The 18,378-nt window shown below is 33.4% G+C and carries 14 protein-coding genes and 1 pseudogene; 7 read left to right on the top strand and 8 right to left on the bottom strand.

Annotated elements, in window-relative coordinates; genetic code table 11:
* Positions 1 to 189 precede the first annotated feature (189 nt).
* Positions 190 to 1,677 (bottom strand): aminotransferase class V-fold PLP-dependent enzyme, encoded by a 1,488-nt coding sequence (locus FNW52_RS16385; RefSeq protein WP_143378561.1) that lies wholly within the window; start codon positions 1,675 to 1,677, stop codon positions 190 to 192.
* Positions 1,678 to 2,075: 398 nt separating this feature from the next.
* Here FNW52_RS16385 and FNW52_RS16380 point away from each other — a divergent pair, with 398 nt between their 5' ends.
* Together FNW52_RS16380 and FNW52_RS20870 are read left to right on the top strand one after the other, a co-directional pair.
* A complete protein-coding gene (locus FNW52_RS16380; RefSeq protein WP_143378560.1) occupies positions 2,076 to 2,603 on the top strand; it encodes a hypothetical protein in 528 nt (175 codons plus the stop codon).
* Between the two features lie 4 nt (positions 2,604 to 2,607).
* Positions 2,608 to 2,775, top strand: coding sequence for a hypothetical protein (locus FNW52_RS20870; RefSeq protein WP_185966014.1), 168 nt, complete (start codon positions 2,608 to 2,610; stop codon positions 2,773 to 2,775).
* A 232-nt stretch (positions 2,776 to 3,007) separates the two neighbouring features.
* Here the strand turns inward: FNW52_RS20870 and glmM are convergent, their stop codons facing one another.
* Positions 3,008 to 4,396, bottom strand: a complete 1,389-nt coding sequence (glmM, locus tag FNW52_RS16375; protein ID WP_143378559.1) for a phosphoglucosamine mutase — start codon at positions 4,394 to 4,396, stop codon at positions 3,008 to 3,010.
* A gap of 285 nt (positions 4,397 to 4,681) precedes the next feature.
* On the opposite strand from glmM, the gene FNW52_RS16370 reads away from it, so the two are divergent.
* From FNW52_RS16370 to FNW52_RS16360, 3 genes are all read left to right on the top strand, one after another.
* Positions 4,682 to 5,266, top strand: a complete 585-nt coding sequence (locus tag FNW52_RS16370; RefSeq protein ID WP_143378558.1) for an ACP phosphodiesterase — start codon at positions 4,682 to 4,684, stop codon at positions 5,264 to 5,266.
* Complete coding sequence (gene ggt / locus FNW52_RS16365) at positions 5,263 to 6,948, top strand: gamma-glutamyltransferase (protein ID WP_143378557.1); 1,686 nt, start codon at positions 5,263 to 5,265, stop codon at positions 6,946 to 6,948. Before FNW52_RS16370 ends, ggt begins: the two co-directional genes overlap by 4 nt.
* 146 nt (positions 6,949 to 7,094) lie before the next feature.
* Positions 7,095 to 7,763 (top strand): DNA alkylation repair protein, encoded by a 669-nt coding sequence (locus FNW52_RS16360; protein ID WP_143378556.1) that lies wholly within the window; start codon positions 7,095 to 7,097, stop codon positions 7,761 to 7,763.
* Positions 7,764 to 7,872: 109 nt separating this feature from the next.
* Here FNW52_RS16360 and FNW52_RS16355 read toward each other — a convergent pair whose 3' ends face one another.
* Complete coding sequence (locus tag FNW52_RS16355; RefSeq protein ID WP_255515626.1) at positions 7,873 to 10,980, bottom strand: VIT domain-containing protein; 3,108 nt, start codon at positions 10,978 to 10,980, stop codon at positions 7,873 to 7,875.
* Between the two features lie 398 nt (positions 10,981 to 11,378).
* Here FNW52_RS16355 and FNW52_RS16350 point away from each other — a divergent pair, with 398 nt between their 5' ends.
* Positions 11,379 to 12,548, top strand: coding sequence for a serine protease (locus tag FNW52_RS16350; protein ID WP_143378555.1), 1,170 nt, complete (start codon positions 11,379 to 11,381; stop codon positions 12,546 to 12,548).
* Between the two features lie 58 nt (positions 12,549 to 12,606).
* Positions 12,607 to 14,400 carry a chloride channel protein gene (locus tag FNW52_RS16345; protein ID WP_143378554.1) on the top strand — a complete coding sequence of 598 codons (1,794 nt, stop codon included), beginning with the start codon at positions 12,607 to 12,609 and terminating at the stop codon, positions 14,398 to 14,400.
* A 294-nt stretch (positions 14,401 to 14,694) separates the two neighbouring features.
* On the opposite strand, the gene FNW52_RS16340 is transcribed toward FNW52_RS16345, so the two are convergent.
* From FNW52_RS16340 to FNW52_RS20865, 5 genes and pseudogenes are all read right to left on the bottom strand, one after another.
* Positions 14,695 to 15,039, bottom strand: coding sequence for a hypothetical protein (locus FNW52_RS16340; protein ID WP_143378553.1), 345 nt, complete (start codon positions 15,037 to 15,039; stop codon positions 14,695 to 14,697).
* 186 nt (positions 15,040 to 15,225) lie between these two features.
* Positions 15,226 to 15,948: a hypothetical protein gene (locus FNW52_RS16335; protein ID WP_143378552.1), complete on the bottom strand. Its 723-nt coding sequence runs from the start codon at positions 15,946 to 15,948 to the stop codon at positions 15,226 to 15,228.
* Positions 15,949 to 15,959: 11 nt separating this feature from the next.
* Positions 15,960 to 17,522, bottom strand: a complete 1,563-nt coding sequence (locus FNW52_RS16330; RefSeq protein WP_143378551.1) for a hypothetical protein — start codon at positions 17,520 to 17,522, stop codon at positions 15,960 to 15,962.
* Positions 17,519 to 17,863 (bottom strand): hypothetical protein, encoded by a 345-nt coding sequence (locus tag FNW52_RS16325; RefSeq protein WP_143378550.1) that lies wholly within the window; start codon positions 17,861 to 17,863, stop codon positions 17,519 to 17,521. The genes FNW52_RS16330 and FNW52_RS16325 overlap by 4 nt, the downstream gene beginning before the upstream one ends.
* Before the next feature lie 2 nt (positions 17,864 to 17,865).
* Positions 17,866 to 18,378 (bottom strand): annotated as a pseudogene (locus tag FNW52_RS20865) (type IV secretion protein Rhs); the annotation flags it as partial.

Genomic DNA, 18,378 nt, shown 5'->3' with positions numbered 1-18,378 from the left:
CGGAATAGAACATTCTTTTTTACTTTGTTTTAGTGCTTAATTTTATTAGACTAAAATCATAAAGTTAAATTATCTAACAATCAAAAATATTAATGATTTCTTATGCAGAATCTGGGTTAAAACAAATAATCACCTTTTCAGAAGTTCTATCTTGAAAAAGTGATTATTTATTTTAAAAAGATCAGAATCTTATAAAGAAAACCAATCCTGAACTAAAGTATCTTCTATAGCCTGAGCATTTTTGTGTGTGAACTCATTTGTATCTTTATTGTAATCATAATCCAAAGCCCAAGTTTTATGATTTTCGGCTAAAGCCTTGATGCCGTTGCATACATATTCAATTTCGGCTGATGTGGTAGTAGGATGTATCGACATTCTGATCCAACCCGGCTTTCTGATTAAATCCCCCAAGGTAATTTCGTCTATCAATCGATGTGAGGTTTCCTGATCTACATGCAATAGAAAATGTCCATACGTTCCGGCGCAACTGCAACCTCCACGAGTTTGTATTCCGAATTTATCGTTCAATAATTTCACTCCCAAATTAAAATGCAAGTCTTCTACAAAAAAAGAGATTACCCCTAATCGGTCATGATGTTGCCCAGCAAGTATTTTGATATTAGGAGTATTTTCCAATGATTCAAAAACATAATCCACAATTTCATGCTCCCGTTTAAGAATATTTTCAATTCCCATTTGCTCCTTCAATTGAATCGCCAATGCTGTTTTGATTACTTGAAGAAAACCTGGAGTACCACCGTCTTCCCTATCTTCTATATCATCAATGTATTTATGCTCTCCCCAAGGATTTGTCCAAGATACGGTTCCTCCTCCTGGGCAATCTGGAACCATGTTATGATACAATTTTTTATTAAAAACCAAAACTCCAGAAGTTCCCGGACCACCCAGAAATTTGTGTGGCGAAAAGAAAATCGCGTCCAAATAGGATTCTGGATCCTCGGGATGCATATCAATTTCCACATAGGGTCCTGAACAAGCAAAATCCACAAAACAAACTCCATTATTTTGGTGCATTAATTTGGCTGCCTCATGATAAGGTGTTCTAATTCCTGTTACATTCGAACACGAAGTTATAGAGGCAATTTTATAGGTTCTATCTTTGTATTTATCCAATAAAACAGCTAGGTTTTCTAGACTAAAAAGACCATCTTCTGTTGAAGGAATAACTTCTACATCGGCAATCGTTTCCAACCAAGAGGTCTGATTAGAATGATGCTCCATGTGAGAAATAAAAACAATTGGTTTTTTATCGGCTGGAATAGTAATAAAATCTTTTAAATTTTCAGGTACTTTTAATCCCAAAATACGTTGAAATTTATTGACTACACCCGTCATTCCAGTACCATCCGTTATGAGAACATCATCTGAATTGGCATTGACATGATGTTTAATAATGTGTCGGGCATGGTGATAGGATTTGGTCATTGCTGTTCCAGAAACCGTAGTTTCAGTATGGGTATTAGCCACAAAAGGACCAAACTCATTCATTAGTTTTTCTTCGATAGGACGATACAAACGACCACTGGCTGTCCAATCGGTATAGATAATTTTTTGAAGGCCGTAAGGCGATTCAAACTCTTGATCAATTCCGATAATATTATTACGAAATTGTTGAAAATACTGCTCTAATGGTGTTGAAACTTCTGTTGTGGTCATTGCCTATTAATTTGGTACCAAATATATTGTTTTTTGATTGAACTCAAAAGGCGTAGCTCATTTTAACATCTTTTAAAAAAAGTATTCCGTTCACCACTAAAAAATTCAATCGGGATACTAACTTCGGAGAGCATCATCCTACTCGATGCCTTCGACAACGAACTCCCCCGCTGGCTTGAGCGTCTATTTCTCTAGCGCGATGCCTCTGACTCGTGCACACAAGCCGAGTATTTTCAAACTAAAAACAATAAAGCAACTCTATAATGGGTTGCTTTATTGTATTCACCAGCTCTTCAAGAATGTCGACACCAAAAATAGATTTGCAACTCCTGATTCGCATTTCTAATTAAAAGAGAGTTTGAAAAATTCAAATCAAAAAAATTTTGTAAATTTGAAATATGGAAATAAAAAAAATTATTGAACAGGATTTTATAATAGATAGATTAACTAATTCTATACTAAATACTATTTCTGGAGATAGTTTTCAAACTGAAATTTCTTTATTGACAAAAAATGATTTAAAAAATATTTCAAAGAAAAACGAATGGAATTTCAATTGGAAATCGGAATTTGATGATATAAAAAAAGAAGTATATAAGCTAACTATTGAGCACAATCCGACAATTATTCAAGGATTATTAAGTTTAACAATAGAAAGCGATCATGTTTTTATGGATTTACTTGAAAGCTCTCCTTTTAATATTGGTAAAACCAAATTATATGAAGGAGTTGCAGGGAATTTAGTGGCTTATGCTTGTAAACTTTCATTTCAAAAAGGATACGATGGATTTGTAGCTTTTACGGCAAAAACACAATTAATTGAACATTACGAGAAAACTTTGGGAGCATTTCATTTTAAAAACCAAAGAATGATAATAGAAACAACTGCATCTAAATTTTTAGTAGAAAAATACTTTAAAAACTAATATTATGGGATTTATTAAAGAACCAACAGGAATAGATTTTATTATTCAAAGTAAACCTTTGACTGACTTGGAACGCAAAGAAATTAGTGAATATATAAAATCTAAAAAAGAGCAGAACAAGAATTTTAAAAGCAAAAATTCTTCGAAAAATGTTTTAAAAAATAAAATATAGATTTATTTATTGCTTAGAGTTAATTACTCCCCAGCTGGCTTGAGCGTCTTTTCCGCTAGCGCGATGCCTCTGGCTCGTGTACACAAGCCAAGTATTTTTAAACTAAAAACAAAAAAGAAACTCTATAACGGGTTGCTTTATTGTTTTAGCCCCCGATCTACAATGTCTCCCGACTTTCCCGTACAGTCCTCCGACAAGTCATAAAAAAACCCGACTCTCATCGGGTTTTAATTTATATTCCAGCCACAGCTTTTATTTCATCAATAATTCGCAAAGCCAAATCATCTGCCAATTGTTGACTAGATGCTTCCGTATAGATACGAATAATCGGTTCTGTGTTTGACTTTCTTAAATGTACCCAATTTTCGGCAAAATCAATTTTAACTCCGTCGATAGTGGTAATATCTTCATTTTTGTATTTTTCAGTCATGGCAACAAGAATCGCGTCAACGTCTATTTGAGGAGTCAATTCAATTTTGTTTTTGCTCATATAATATTCAGGATACGAAGCACGCAAAGCCGAAACCGACATTTTCTTGTTGGCCAAATGAGTCAAAAACAAAGCCACACCTACCATACTGTCGCGGCCGTAATGCGATTCTGGGTAAATGATTCCGCCATTACCTTCTCCACCAATGATCGCATTGTTCTTTTTCATCAATTCCACTACATTTACTTCGCCTACCGCACTGGCTTCGTAAGTTCCGTTGTGTTTGTTCGTTACATCACGCAAGGCACGGGAAGACGACATATTAGAAACTGTATTTCCAGGAGTTTTACTCAAAACATAGTCGGCACAAGCCACCAAAGTATATTCTTCTCCAAACATCTCTCCATCTTCGCAAATGAAAGCCAATCGATCTACATCTGGATCGACAACTACTCCTAAATGAGCTTTTTCTTTAACTACTAATTCCGAAATATCGGTTAAGTGTTCTTTTAAAGGTTCTGGATTGTGAGGAAAATGACCGTTAGGTTCACAATATAATTTAACTACTTCAACACCCATCAACTCCAATAATTTTGGAATAATAATCCCTCCCGATGAATTCACACCATCAACAACAACTTTAAACTTGGCTGCTTTTACTGCTTCAACATCTACTAATGGCAAGTTCAATACTTCATCGATATGAATATCCATGTAAGCATCATTTTGAGTGATTTCGCCCAAGTTATCCACATCCGAGAAATCGAAAGCTTCGTCTTCGGCAATTTGAAGAATTTTTTCTCCTTCAGCACCATTCAAAAACTCTCCTTTTTCATTCAATAATTTCAAGGCATTCCACTGTTTTGGATTATGGGAAGCGGTTAGAATAATACCACCATCCGCTTTTTCTAATGGCACGGCTACTTCAACAGTAGGCGTTGTAGAAAGACCCAAATCTATTACATCTATTCCTAATCCTATAAGTGTATTGATTACCAAGTTGTGAATCATAGGTCCCGAAATACGGGCATCACGACCTACTACAACCGTTAGTTTATCTTTTTTTGAATATTCTTTCAGCCAAGTTCCATATGCCGAAGCAAATTTTACGGCATCAACCGGAGTTAAATTATCTCCAACTTTCCCTCCTATGGTTCCTCGAATTCCAGATATTGATTTTATTAAAGTCATTATGAATTATGATTTTTGATTAACGATTTTTGATTGCAGATTTACACTTTGCAATTTAATTTTTCGAATTATTTTATTCGGACAAATATAAAAAAGTTTCTGTCTTTATAAGAAGTAAAGTGCAAAAAAGGAATTGAATTTTAAGTTACCAACCATTAAATAATTAAAGAATACTGCATTTTTTTATATCTTTATCAAACCAAGACAGAATGCAAACATCATCAATATTAATTTTAATGCCAAAATCTGCAATCAAAAATCGTTAATCTTCAATCTAAAATCCCAATGAACTTCCTAGCCCACATCTATTTATCTGGAGACAATGATTTGATAAAAATCGGAAACCTTATGGCCGATGGAATTCGTGGGAAACATTTTGAAAGTTATCCTTTAGAAATTCAAAAAGGAATTGTTTTGCATCGATTTATAGACAGTTATACCGATGCTCATCTTGTTTTTAGAAAAAGCACCAAACGGCTACACGAAAAGTATCATCACTATGCTGGCGTTATTGTAGATGTATTTTACGATCATTTTTTGGCAAAAAATTGGAGTCACTATTCCGATGAAAAATTAGAGTTATATGTTGCCCGTTTTTATCAATCATTACAGGATAATTATGAGTTTTTATCCGAAAGAACCAAAGGAATGATGCCTTATATGATCAATCAAAATTGGTTAGTGAGTTACCAAACCACCGAAGGAATTAATCGAATTTTAACCCAAATGGACAGTCGTACCAAAAACGAGTCGAAAATGCGGTTTGCTACCCATGAACTTATTGAATATTATACCGATTTTGAACAAGAGTTTACCACTTTCTTTGAAGATTTAAAAAAACAATCCCATCAAAAATTAATAATGCTATGAGAAAATACATCCTACTACTTGCAGTCCTTTTTTTAAGTTGCAAATCGAATGAAAAAATAGTTGAGCCTACTGGTTTGGTTACGTCTAAAGCCATGGTCGTTTCGGCACGGGAAGAAGCTTCCAAGATTGGAGCAGAAATCTTAAAAAAAGGCGGAAATGCTTTTGATGCCATGGTTGCCACCGAATTAGCTTTGGCGGTAAGCCATCCACAGGCAGGAAATATTGGAGGCGGAGGATTTATGGTTTTTAGAAAAGCCAATGGAGAAACTGGTGCCATAGATTACAGGGAAAAAGCGCCTCTATCAGCATCAAAGAACATGTACTTGGATGAAAAAGGAAATGTGATTGAGGGAAAAAGTACCGAAACTGCATTAGCCTCAGGAATTCCTGGAACGATTGCCGGTGTATTTGAAGTACATAAAAAATATGGTTCGTTACCAATAAGTGAGATTCTAAAACCTATCATTGCTTTAGCAGAAAGAGGTGTTGTCGTTACACAACATCAAGCACAGAGTTTAGCAGATTACAGAGCTTCTTTCATAAAAGCAAATGGACCAAATAGTCTATTTTCGAAAGTGTATAAAGTAAATGATACCATCAAATATTTAGCTTTGGCGGAAACATTGAAACGAATCTCAAAAAACGGTGCAGCTGAATTTTATAAAGGGGAAACTGGGCAAAAATTGGTTTCATTTTTAAATAAAAAAGGAGGAATTATAACTCTTGAAGATTTGGCCAAATACCAAGCAAAATGGAGAACTCCAATCACTTTTGAATACAAAGATTTAAAGATTACCTCTATGTCGCCTCCCAGTAGTGGCGGAATCTGTTTGAATCAAATCATGAAAATGATTGAACCTTATGATCTTGCCGAAATGGGACACAATAGTAAGAAAGCCATTCAGGTAATTACAGAGGCCGAAAGAAGAGCCTATGCCGATAGAAACTATTTCTTGGGGGATCCCGATTTTGTAAAACTTCCAATTAAAGAAATGCAAGATCCAACTTATTTAAAAAACAGAATGAGTGATTTTTCATTCGATAAAGCCACAAAATCTGCCGACGTTGCTCATGGTATAATTCAAGGTTACGAGAGCAAGCAAACTACCCATTATTCGATAGTGGATGCACAAGGGAATGCTGTTTCAGTCACTACAACTTTGAATGATAATTATGGTTCTAAAATTTATTGTGATGAATTGGGTTTCTTTTTAAACAACCAAATGGATGATTTTAGCGCCAAACCGGGAGTACCCAATTTATATGGACTTACCGGAACGGAAGCCAATAGCATTGCTCCCGAAAAAAGAATGTTGAGTTCTATGTCGCCAACCATCGTAGAGAAAAACGGTCAACTCTTTATGGTTGTGGGAACTCCGGGAGGATCTACTATTATCACTTCGGTATTGCAAACTATTTTGAATGTCTATGAGTTTAATTTGAGCATGCAGGAAGCAGTCAATGCTCCACGCTTTCATCATCAATGGTTACCTGATGAAGTTGTTTTTGAGCCCAATTCCTTTTCAAAATCATTACTCGAAGATTTAACAAAGAAAGGGTATATCATCAATGAAAAAGACAAAGAAATAATTGGTCAAGTTGATGCGATTCTGGTGCTTCCAAATGGGAAATTAGAAGGAGGAGCGGATAAAAGAGCGGATAATAAAGCGGTGGGGTTTTAGTCCAAATGTTATTTAGATTAAGATATTTATACCTAACAGGTTAAAAGAAACCTGTTAGGAAGCGCTATCCTAACAGGTTTCTTTTAACCTGTTAGGTATCTTTTAGTCTTTTAAATACAATACAAATACCAAAAAAATCAAATTACGTGAGCTTCAGCGATGAATTAGAAAAGTCTTTTAATGAAAATAGCAACACCAAAAATGCTGTTACCATGTCAAAATACATGAGAACTATTTTTCCTTTTTTTGGAATAAAAACAGCTGAAAGAAGACAAATTTTAAAAAAATTATGGAAAGCAAATCAGCAGGAAGTTTCTCTAAAAGCAAGAGAAATTGCATTAGAATTATTTCAAAAACAGCAACGAGAATTTCACTACTGTGCTGTTGAAATTCTGATACAAGAACTAAATCGAAAATACATAAAAGAGGATATTCAACTTATTGAAAAGTTAATTATTACTAACTCGTGGTGGGACAGCGTCGATTTTTTGGCCAAATATCTATTGGGAAACTATTTACTGCAATTCCCTGAAGAAACAGATTCCGCGATTCTCAAATTCTCTAATTCCGAAAACATGTGGCTCAATCGAAGTTCCATTCTTTTTCAGTTGGGTTATAAAGAAAAAACAAATTTTGTTGTATTAAAATTGGTCTGCGAAAAGCATAAAACGTCAACTGAATTTTTCATACAAAAAGCCATTGGCTGGTCGTTGCGAGAATACGCCAAAACAAATCCCGAAGCGGTAAGGAATTATGTTTCCAACTCTAATTTAAAAAAATTGAGTGAGAAAGAAGCGTTGAAAAACATGAAATAGTATGGACAATTGTTCCTTGCCATTCTACTCATTTTAGCTTCGTAATTATAGTTGAATAAAAAAGGCTTTCGGAAATGAAAGCCTTTTTATGGTTCGAAAAGAATCTGTGCTAATCAATCATAATTTTAGCCAAATCTTGATTTTCTTTGATTTGACCTAATTGTATAGTTTGTAGTTTACGTTCCGTTTTCCCGTTCTTTTGAGTGTAAATCTCTACCATAATCGTTGCGGGGCCATTTTGCGTGAGTGTACTTTCTCCAAAATAATTGGTTTTTATCAGGTATTTTCCTTTGATGGTATTTCGCAACAAATATTGTTCCGGCCCATAACCTTGAGTAAAATCTTTAGAAAATCTTGCTCCGGCTTCAGTATCTGTGTGTCCATAATAACATTCCTCGTTGGTTGGTTCTATGATATGCAAATCGATATCAGTATCCATTTGGTTCCAATTCAATATTATTCTTATTCCAACAGGCATTTTATTTAAATACTTCTTATCTAATTTTTCTGTATTCACGTTAGGATGATCGGTTACCAATCTGTTAATGTCCATCAAAATAATATCTTCAACACCTGCGTATTGTCCGCTCATTTCTCCATAATAATTAACCTCTAATGCTTTCGTAAGTTCATCAAAAGCCGCTTGGTATTGTTTATTATCTTCTAGCGTTAAGCCTAAATCTCTGTGGCTTTGCGGTTCATGCGAACGCCATTTTACCACCTGACTGGCAGTAAACAAAGCATCTTCATAAGCTTCCCATTGACGAAGTACATAAGTGAGTGATTTATATAATTGATGATTTTCTAGACCCAAATCGGCAATAGTACTCAAAACCAACAATGCTTTTTGTTTATTACCCGTATTGTAAAAATAGTTGGCCACATCAAAATAAAAACTCGGATTATTTTCCTGTGTGGCTCTCAATTCTAAATAGACTTCATATTTTTTTTCTGCTGGTGCAGCTGTCAATACTTTTAGATACATCCTATCGGGATTCCAAGAGTTCACTTTTGTCGTGCTATCATTATTTTTATTTAAATTAGAAATACTATCAGCTACTATTTTATTTACAGCACCAGAATCCTCTGAATTAGTAATATTTACACCTTCTACTTTTCCTGACAAATCATTTGAAATAACCGCCGATTCACTTTTCTTATTTCCATAAGCAACAACAACTACTTCTTGTAAACGCTCATCATTTCCTATGCTTTCTGAACCTACTTTTTTGTCTTTTAGTTCCTCTATTTTTGGTGACTCTTCTGCCCTCGCTGGTGGTGGTGGTGGTGGTGTAGCATCGAAGCTAACACTTACTGCCTCTACTGTCATTTCAGCATCAGGATCTCCTTTTATCGTTTCAGTCATTTCCTCTGCTCTTGCGACTACTGGCCGCACAAATCCAACTTGATCTGACTTTTTTTTAGATTTTCTCAAAGGTACTGCCGCAGTGTATTTTGTGTTTTTATTCCACCACGACTGCAATTTATATCTGTAATCTTCAATATTATCCCAATTGTTGTGTTGCTCTGCTAACTGACTGTCACGCTGTCCTTTTACAATACGGTCAAATTCGGCTCTCAATTCTGTAGGAGGAACAATATCATAAGCAATGTAATCACTGATATTTTCAAGAACTATAAGAGACGTATTTTGGGTAATGATGCCATACTTTTTCCCCATTGTTTCTATTTCTTCGGCATTTTGTTTGTATTGAAGTTCTAGATTGGCTATCTTTTTTTGCGCCCAAAGTTTCTCAAGATTCACCTCCTTAGTGTTTTGTCTGTCAGCATCCAAGGAGATTTTTTTTTCTATAATCGCTTTATCATCGTAGCCAAAAAGCAATACGATTTCGTTCTTTGGTTTCAATGAAATACCCGATACACTGAAATTCCCCGATACAGCAGTTCCTATTGACGGATATATTTCAGTTACCAAATAATTTTCTTTTATTCCTAAAAATTTCAAACTCGAATACACCATTTTATCAACTGCCTGAGTGGTGTTTAATTGATTCAGGTTGATAAAACTACCACCGGTTTTCAAGGAATTATAATTCAAGAAAGCGTAATCCGAAGACACTAAAGAACTAATCGTGTAAATAGGTTTATTGGTTTTATCAAGCTGATTGTTGCTCAAAGAAGAAAGTCCATCGGTAAAGAAAAGATATTCATCGTGAGTTGGTAATTTTATTTGCGAAAAGCGGGTTCCTCCATCGTATTTGGTGTTTTCGAGTTTAGTTTTGAGTACAGACCAATCGCCGTTTGAGATTGTAAATATTTGATTTTTTTCAAAATTATAACTCAATAAATACAAGGTTACTTGGGTATTTTTAATCTGTTTGAAATAATTATCCAAGAGATCCAATTCTTTTTTCAAATCTCTGTTTTTACAACTCAATGAAACATCCCAAATCAACCCAATAGAATTTGGATTTTTCTTCTTGATTTTACTACTCTCAACAACAGTATTGGCATAAAAAAAATGTTGATCATCGACAGATTGCATTACTACACTTGGAATTTCTTGCTGAATAGGAATTTTAAGCAATAATTTTTCCGAAGGTTGGTAATTGATTTTCTTTATTGAGGTAACATACGATTGACTCCAACTAGATTCGATTGCTTTTTCCATAGACGAAGCTTGATCTCCATTCATTACAATAGGATTTGATGTTGCTCCTAATACATTAATGTTGACTTCAAAAACATCTAACTTTTGAGCATATTTGCTAACCAATTGATAGGCTAAATTAGTTGCATCATAACTTGACAATTCCTGTTCGTACCCAATCAAAACAATTCGTTCCCCATTAGGCAGAATAGGATAAATTCGGGTTTTAAAGTTATTCCCTTCCACTTTTTCGAGCAAGCCCGGGTCAACTCTTCGATGCTCAACAGCTTCAAATACTTGCTTTCCTTTATTTTTATTTACAGGGACTGCTTCCCTCATTTTTCCATTAATATCTATGGCATAACGAGAGACCGAGACTCCTTCGGGCAACGGAAACAATAATTCGGCTTCCATTTGTCTAGTGCTTTTATTAAAAAAATGCATTTCGGCAGTTGTGTACGCTATATTACCCACAATTTTTACATTAACCAGTAGTTGACTCATTTTTACTTGAATGGAGTCATTTCCTTTTACGGTTAATTGTGGACTTTGAGCTTGCGATACACTTGCAATAAAAAATAAAATAAAAACAAATACGTTTTTCACAATTTGGCGTGTTAGAACTTTTATTCAACGATGGTCTATTACAACTATTGAAAAAGCTATAATTTATAGCGAAATATACTATATTATTTTTAAAAAATTACTATAAATTAAAATTTGAATAGACACAATCTATTTATCAATTCGATCAATAGAGAAATGCCTCAAAAAGTGTAAATCTATTGTTAACTTAATGCCCTTAAGATAGAAACGGCTATCATTTTATAAAATAAAATAAGACTTTTGATTTTTACAAAACCACTGTTATTTACTTACAAAAAATCATAAATAACTCACAAACAACATTTTAACATAAAAAATAAAAATAGTTTCAATAAAAACAAAATGCAATCTAATTAGTGCGTTTTGTTTTACTAAATTTGCTTTCAAAATTTTAAGAAATGTTAGAAAATCAAGCTTTAGAAGAAAAAAATAATACAGATACATTGCAAGCCGATAAAAAAGCTAAAATTAAAAAAATTGCATTAATCGTTGCAGCAGTATTTGTTCTCGGTATAATTATCATCCCTCGTATTTGGGATAAATTCCACAAAAAAGAGAGTATTTGCCTCAATAATCAAACCGAGATTTACGAAAAATACAAAGATGCTGTTGTTCTTGTCAAGCATACTTATGCCTTAGAAATTTCAATCAAAGGATCTGAACCTTTTCAAATAACAGTAGACGATAGTTCATTTGAAGAAAAAACAATTTCTGGAACAGGTTTTTTTGTTTCTGATGATGGAAAAATCGTTACCAATCATCATGTTGCTGAACCTTGGAAATATACCGAACCAAAAACAGACGATTTTAGTGAATTAAAAGACCATATCGCAGCTATTTTACCCGATTCTATCGACAAAAAAGACTACAGAACCTATCTTGAATCGCATTGGAATGACTATTATAACGATGAAGAAGGTATGGGAGAGGAAGATGCTAGCGAGGAAGATGCATCAGTTGCAACAACGACAGCTGTTGCAAATGTTGATTCTACGAATGTAAATAGCGAAGTAAATGATTTGATTTCGGACAATCAATCAGAAGAAAAAGCGGTAACAAGCCAAATTGTCTATACAAATCTTGACGATATAAAAATAGTTGCAAAAACAGTTGAAATTAGCGTTGCTCTACATGGTTCAAAAGACGATTGGTTGCAATGCAAAGTTTATAAAATAGCCGATGGAGACGAAGTAGATGTAGCAGTTTTGCAATTGAAGAGCGAAACACTGCCAGCTTCTGTAACTAACATTATTGATATGGACAATGCGATAAAAGATGATGCTAGTATAAAACCGGGTACCAATGCTATTTTAATTGGTTATCCAATGGGAATGCAATTAGCCAACACTCGCAGAGGAATTAAAGTGCAAGTTTATGAGGGTCAAATCAACAAAGAATCGGATGGTGTTAGCGTACAATACAATGTAACCTCAACACATGGCGCCAGTGGATCTCCCGTTTTTAATCAATGTGGGCAACTCATCGCAGTCAATTATGCGGGTTATGACGAAGCCCAAGGATACAATTTTGGAATTGTTGCCAAACATGCTATGGCTTTAATAAATTAGTTTATCCCCTTTACATTAAAAAGCCTATTTTTGTAATAAACCAACTTTCAAAAGTATAATGTTAAAAAAGATTATTTCAAAAATAGAGAGTATAATTGCTTTATCACAATCTGTTTTAAGTCCAAAGCAATTTATCTTTTTTTCTAGTGTTTTGGTTGGAATATCCTCGGCTTTTGCTGTAATTGTTTTAAAAACATTTGCCCACTGGGTTTTTAGATTTGCCACTTATGTGACCATACATGCTACTTTTTTTAAGTTGGGACTTCTCAAAGTCATGCTACCTGTTATTGGTATTATGCTTACGGTATTTGTAGTCAAACGGTTTTTAGGTGGCACTATCGAAAAAGGAACTTCTCAAATTTTGTATGCTGTTGCCAAAAAAGCAAGTATTATTCCAAAAAAGCAAATGTATGCTCAAATTGTAACCAGTTCGCTTACCGTGGGACTTGGAGGTTCTGCGGGACTTGAGAGTCCAATTGTAATTACGGGAGCTGCCTTTGGCTCCAATTATGCTCAAAAATATAGTTTAAACTACAAAGACAGAACGTTACTCATAGGCTGTGGAGTTGCAGCAGGAGTTGCCGCTGCCTTTAATGCCCCAATTGCAGGAGTTTTGTTTGCTATAGAAGTATTGCTTGTAGATGTTAGTATTTCGGCATTTACTCCAATCATGATTGCTGCGGCAACAGGAGCATTAGTTTCGGCAATGGTTTTAGATGAAACCATTTTATTGAATTTTACAGGAAGACAAACCTTTAATTATCATAATACTCCCTATTACATTCTTTTAGGCATTCTTACTGGGTTTGTATCTATTTTTTATACTCGAAATTTTCAAAAAACAGAACATTTTTTTAATCGGATTAAAATCCCACCCTATAAAAAAGCTTTTTTTGGCGCATCCATTTTAGCACTCTTAATCTTTATTTTTCCAACACTTTTTGGAGAAGGATATGAAAGTATCAAAACCTTATCCGAAAGTGACCCTGGACAATTATTAGAAAACACCCTTTTCAGTGATTTTAGAAATAACAATTGGGCTTTGCTCGCTTTTGTAGGTTGCTCCTTTATGCTAAAAGCTTTTGCCACCGGAATCACTTTAGGAAGTGGTGGGAATGGTGGTAATTTTGCCCCTTCCCTATTTTTAGGCTCTTACGTTGGATTTTTCTTTTCAAAATTTTTAAACTTAACAGGTTTAACCAAATTACCCATTAGTAATTTTACAATGGTCGGTATGGCTGGAATATTAAGCGGATTGTTTCATGCTCCTATGACCGCTATATTTTTGATAGCCGAAATCACGGGAGGTTATGGATTAATGATTCCCCTGATGATTGTCTCCTCCATCAGTTTTGCCATTTCAAAAGCGTTTGAAAAACACTCTTTGGATGTAAAAAGTTTAGCCAGAAAAGGACATGCTTTTACCAGCAATAAAGATACCAATGTGCTTTCTACTTTAGACACCAATTCTATTATTCAAACGGATTATCTCACTATTTTACCAGATGAAAATCTAGAAAGATTAGTGGATTTAATTTCCCACTCCAATCAAGTTATTTTCGCAGTAGTCAACAAAGAAAATCAGCTCTTGGGAATAGTACATTTTAACGACATTAGGGAAATTATTTTTAATCCGTACCGAGTAAAATACACTTTGGTAAAAGAAATAATGAAAACTCCAATTGACATTATATACCCTACCGATAGCATGGAAATTGTAATGGATAAATTTGAAACTACAAAAGTAGCGTTCTTACCTGTGCTTAAAAATGGAATTTATTATGGTTTTATCTCAAAATCAATAGCACTCGAAGCTTATAGAACCAAGTTAAGATCCATGACGATAGAATAGATTTGATCATGGAATCTAAGTTTTAAGACGCAATCGGCCACAGATAAAATCCATAAACATCTAATTTACTGATGTTTATGGATTTTTTAGTTTTACTTTTCCCGAAATTTTCCCGAAACTATTTTCGTTTCTATTTAATGTAATTAATGACTTTTCGGGATTTTAATTAAATATAAGATTAAAAAAGGCTGTCCGAAAAGTGATTTCGGACAGCCTATAATATTTTTTTGTTATTCCGCATTTATTCTATTGATTACTAAGCTATAGAATATTGCAATTATCACCTTATTTTACTCATAATTCTACAGTAAATTCATGGTTCATAAAATCATAAATACGGGTTTGTCCATCTTCATAAAATGTTTTTTGCGCTAGTTCTTGTACGTCCTTGGTAGATAAATAAGCCTTTATTTTACCGTTCTTAAAATTTATAGTTTCTCCTATTTCAGTTAATTCAGATACCTTGAAATTAACTGAAATAGTAACGGAGTAATTGAATGTTTTATTCCCGTTTGAATCGCTGAAACTTATTCTGTTTTGCTCTTTATTGCAAGTGTATAATGCTCTATTTTTTTTATTATGGAGCATTAAAGTTAAAGCGTTGTCTATAATCGTAATTTCAGATGTTGTTTTAACCATAATTTTGTTATTTTAATTTTGTTGTTTATTGGGTTTTCTGAAATTATTTTAATCCTCAAATTTAGAAAAAACTGTGTTAATTAGTTTGAATCCTGTTCTAAGAATGATGTATCACAACATTATAAGGCTGGATATGAAAATAAAAACTGCTCATTAATTTAAGCTACCTTTTTGTAATTAACTTGATTATTTCTTTTCACAATAACAAGGTTCTTTTTTATTAAAAATACAATGCGGAAAACGAACATCTACCGAATCTTTTAGAGAATATATTTTTGTACTATCTATTACTCCACTTTTATTATAATATTTCCATTCTCCATATTTGAAATTGTTTTTTACTTCTCCTTCTTCTTTGATTGTTTCTTTTGTGTAATCTTGTGGGTTATGCATGAAATTCCATTTTGCATAATAAAACCTCTTTAATGTTCCATTTCCATTTTCAATATAACTATTGTGTTCTAAAAAAGAGTAATACGTTTTACTGTCTTTATAAATAATACTGTATATACTGGGTCTTGGAAGTCCCTCTATATTAATAATTTCTTTAATTGGTAATCCCTTTCTAATCCAAACTATACAATCTATACTATCATTATATCTATAATATATTTCCGTGCTATCTACTTTTCTTTTTTTATAATAAAGTAATCCATTTTTAATGGAATAGCTTTTCTTAACCATTGAAATACTTTTTGTGTTTTTAAAATCGTAATAAGAGGTCTTGTTTAAATAGCCGTCTTTATACCAATTTACTATTTTTTTGTATTTTATATTGTTTTTATCTTCACAAGCAGATTCGGGTATTATTTTAATAGCTTTCTCCTTTTTAGGCATTATGGGTTTTCCTCTTTGAGCATTACAATTACCTAAAAAGAGTAATGACATAACAATTATAAGACCTTTCATACTTTTCATATTTAATGGTAAATAGTTTTTGCTTCTTGCTCCATTACTGACCATTGCCACTTATAAAAAGACATTTGATTTAGCAAATCATAATCCATTATGTTTTCAGTTCTTCGGTCTAGAAATTTATACGGGTTTTTTTTAAGAACATTTAATTGTTCTTTATAATGTTTAATATTCTCGTCATATATATTGATATTATTGTCTAATATTTTAGTAGCTTCTTCTTTTTGGGCAGAATGTGTTGCGTAATAAGCCGCATTATCTCTTAAATTATTTGTTTTAGATATTTTAGCTTGATTTTGTTTTCTATTTTCTTCATCAAATTTATTCTGAACATCTGCAATTTCCTCATTATGTGTAAGGTTTTCTGCTAAAAAAGTATGCTCTAATCCTAATGTGTGTCCTATTTCGTGTGCATACGAAGGGAAATGGTCTAAATTTGCTTTAAAAAGAATAATATGTTTACTAGTTAAAGGTGTACTATAACTTGCTCCTCCCGCAGTTAGACTGCTAAATGGTGTAAGATAAATAAAAAGCCCCCTATGCTCCGCTATACTTGGATAACCTTTTTTAAATCTATCATTAATAAAATTCATATATTTAGCAGTATCCATTAACATTGATGTTGAATTTCTTACCATCCCTGTATAATTTGTATTTGGAGTAGTAGATGTATTTAAAAGCGTTTGCTTTGTAAAAATCCAATCTTCTAAATGAATTATTTTAATCTGTATTAAGGCTTGGTTTAAGGACTGTTTGTTTAAGTATTCTTCTAATTTACCTAACCCACCTTTACTGTTTATCTGACTATCTACCACCGATTTACTAAATAAAGGATCGTCTTTTATAAAAGATTTTATTACATACACATTAATCGTAAGTTTATCTACATCTTTATTTTTTAGCACATTCATTTTGCCTACTACATCGCCTTTAGATGATTTTATATCTATTGTAGCATCAGCATCTAATGTAGCATCGCAAAATATTTTTATTCTACCTCCATTTATTGCATCTGCAATTGGCATTTTATCAGGGACTACTCTTAAATTTGGAGTACTTGGCACAAATGTCATTTCCTCTTTTGAGAAATCTACACTATCCGAAATAAAATCTACAGGAGCATCAATGGACAATTCTACTTCTTTGCCAATAACGGCATTGTGATTTACAAACATAGAAAGCCACGGAGTGTAATATATTCCATAAGATGTAGATGTTGTTGCGTTTTTAGTTTGAATTTCAATAGGTTTATATACTCTTTTCAAATCTTCCAATCCCTCAATACAAGTACCCGTAAGATAGTCGTCTCGCATATAATCCCATCCAAATTCTCCTTTGTAACTAGGCAACCTCTTGAATAAAACAACATATTCTGGGATTTTGTCTTGAAAAAATTTCGATTTAATATCGGGTGCTTTTTGGGGGTCTCCATAAATCACTCCTCCTGTTTTACCTACTTGAATCATTTGTGTATCCGAAGAATTTTCTATATTTTCTTTACTATACACTTTGTGATTACCTCCTGTGGTTTCAAGAATATCTCCTCCCACAATTCTTATTCTACTCATAATTCTACGGTAAATGATTGGTTCATAAAATCATAAATACGGATTTGCCCATCTTCATAAAAGTTTTTTTCGGCTAGTTCTTGTACATCTTTACTTGATAAATAAGCAATAACATTTCCGTTACTCCTATTTATTGTCTGTCCTACTTCTGTCAATTTGAATACTTCAAAGTTTATCGAGATTGTCGAAGGATGGTTCTGAATTGTATTCCCAATTGAATCCCCAAAACTAGCATTTCCACTTTCTGCATTAAATCTAAAAGTGGATTGGTTTTTTGAATTATTCAACGTAAAAGATTTAACATTTCCCATTATGGTAATCCCGTCTATTGTTTTTATCATTTTTAGAAATTTTTAGATTTTTCTCCTCCGTTATTATGAATTTCTTTATCCGAATGATGTTCATGAGTTCCTGCGCTATGCGAGGCTATTTTTCCTTCACTTACAGTTGTTCGTTCCTGCTCTGTATGTGATTCCAAATTTCCTTTTATATGTTCTATTAACTTACCCGTAACATGCAGCATGCTATCTCCGCCTACAGTAGTATGCAGTATTGCTCCAACGGTTGTAGATTTATCAACTCCTGCACTTTCTGAAATGTTTACTCCTGCGGTTGTCCTAATGTCTTTTCCTGCGTTGAAAATAATATCCTCCCCAGCTTCAAATTCTATATTCTTGGGCGCTTTAAATCTTATGTTTCCATCACCATGAATTACGGCTATTGTTTTTCCTTTTTGGCTTTCTATTGTAATATCGCCTGTGTCATCATTAGAAATAATTCGGTTTCCGCTTCGGGTATGTATGACTTTCATATCATTCTTTGCCGTGTCGTACCCGCTTTTGTTCTTTCCATTATA

The sequence above is a fragment of the Flavobacterium sp. ZT3R18 genome (assembly GCF_007097385.1).
In the GTDB taxonomy this organism is placed as follows: domain Bacteria; phylum Bacteroidota; class Bacteroidia; order Flavobacteriales; family Flavobacteriaceae; genus Flavobacterium.
Note: the sequence above shows the minus strand (reverse complement) of the source record. Positions and strands in the feature narration are given on the sequence as shown.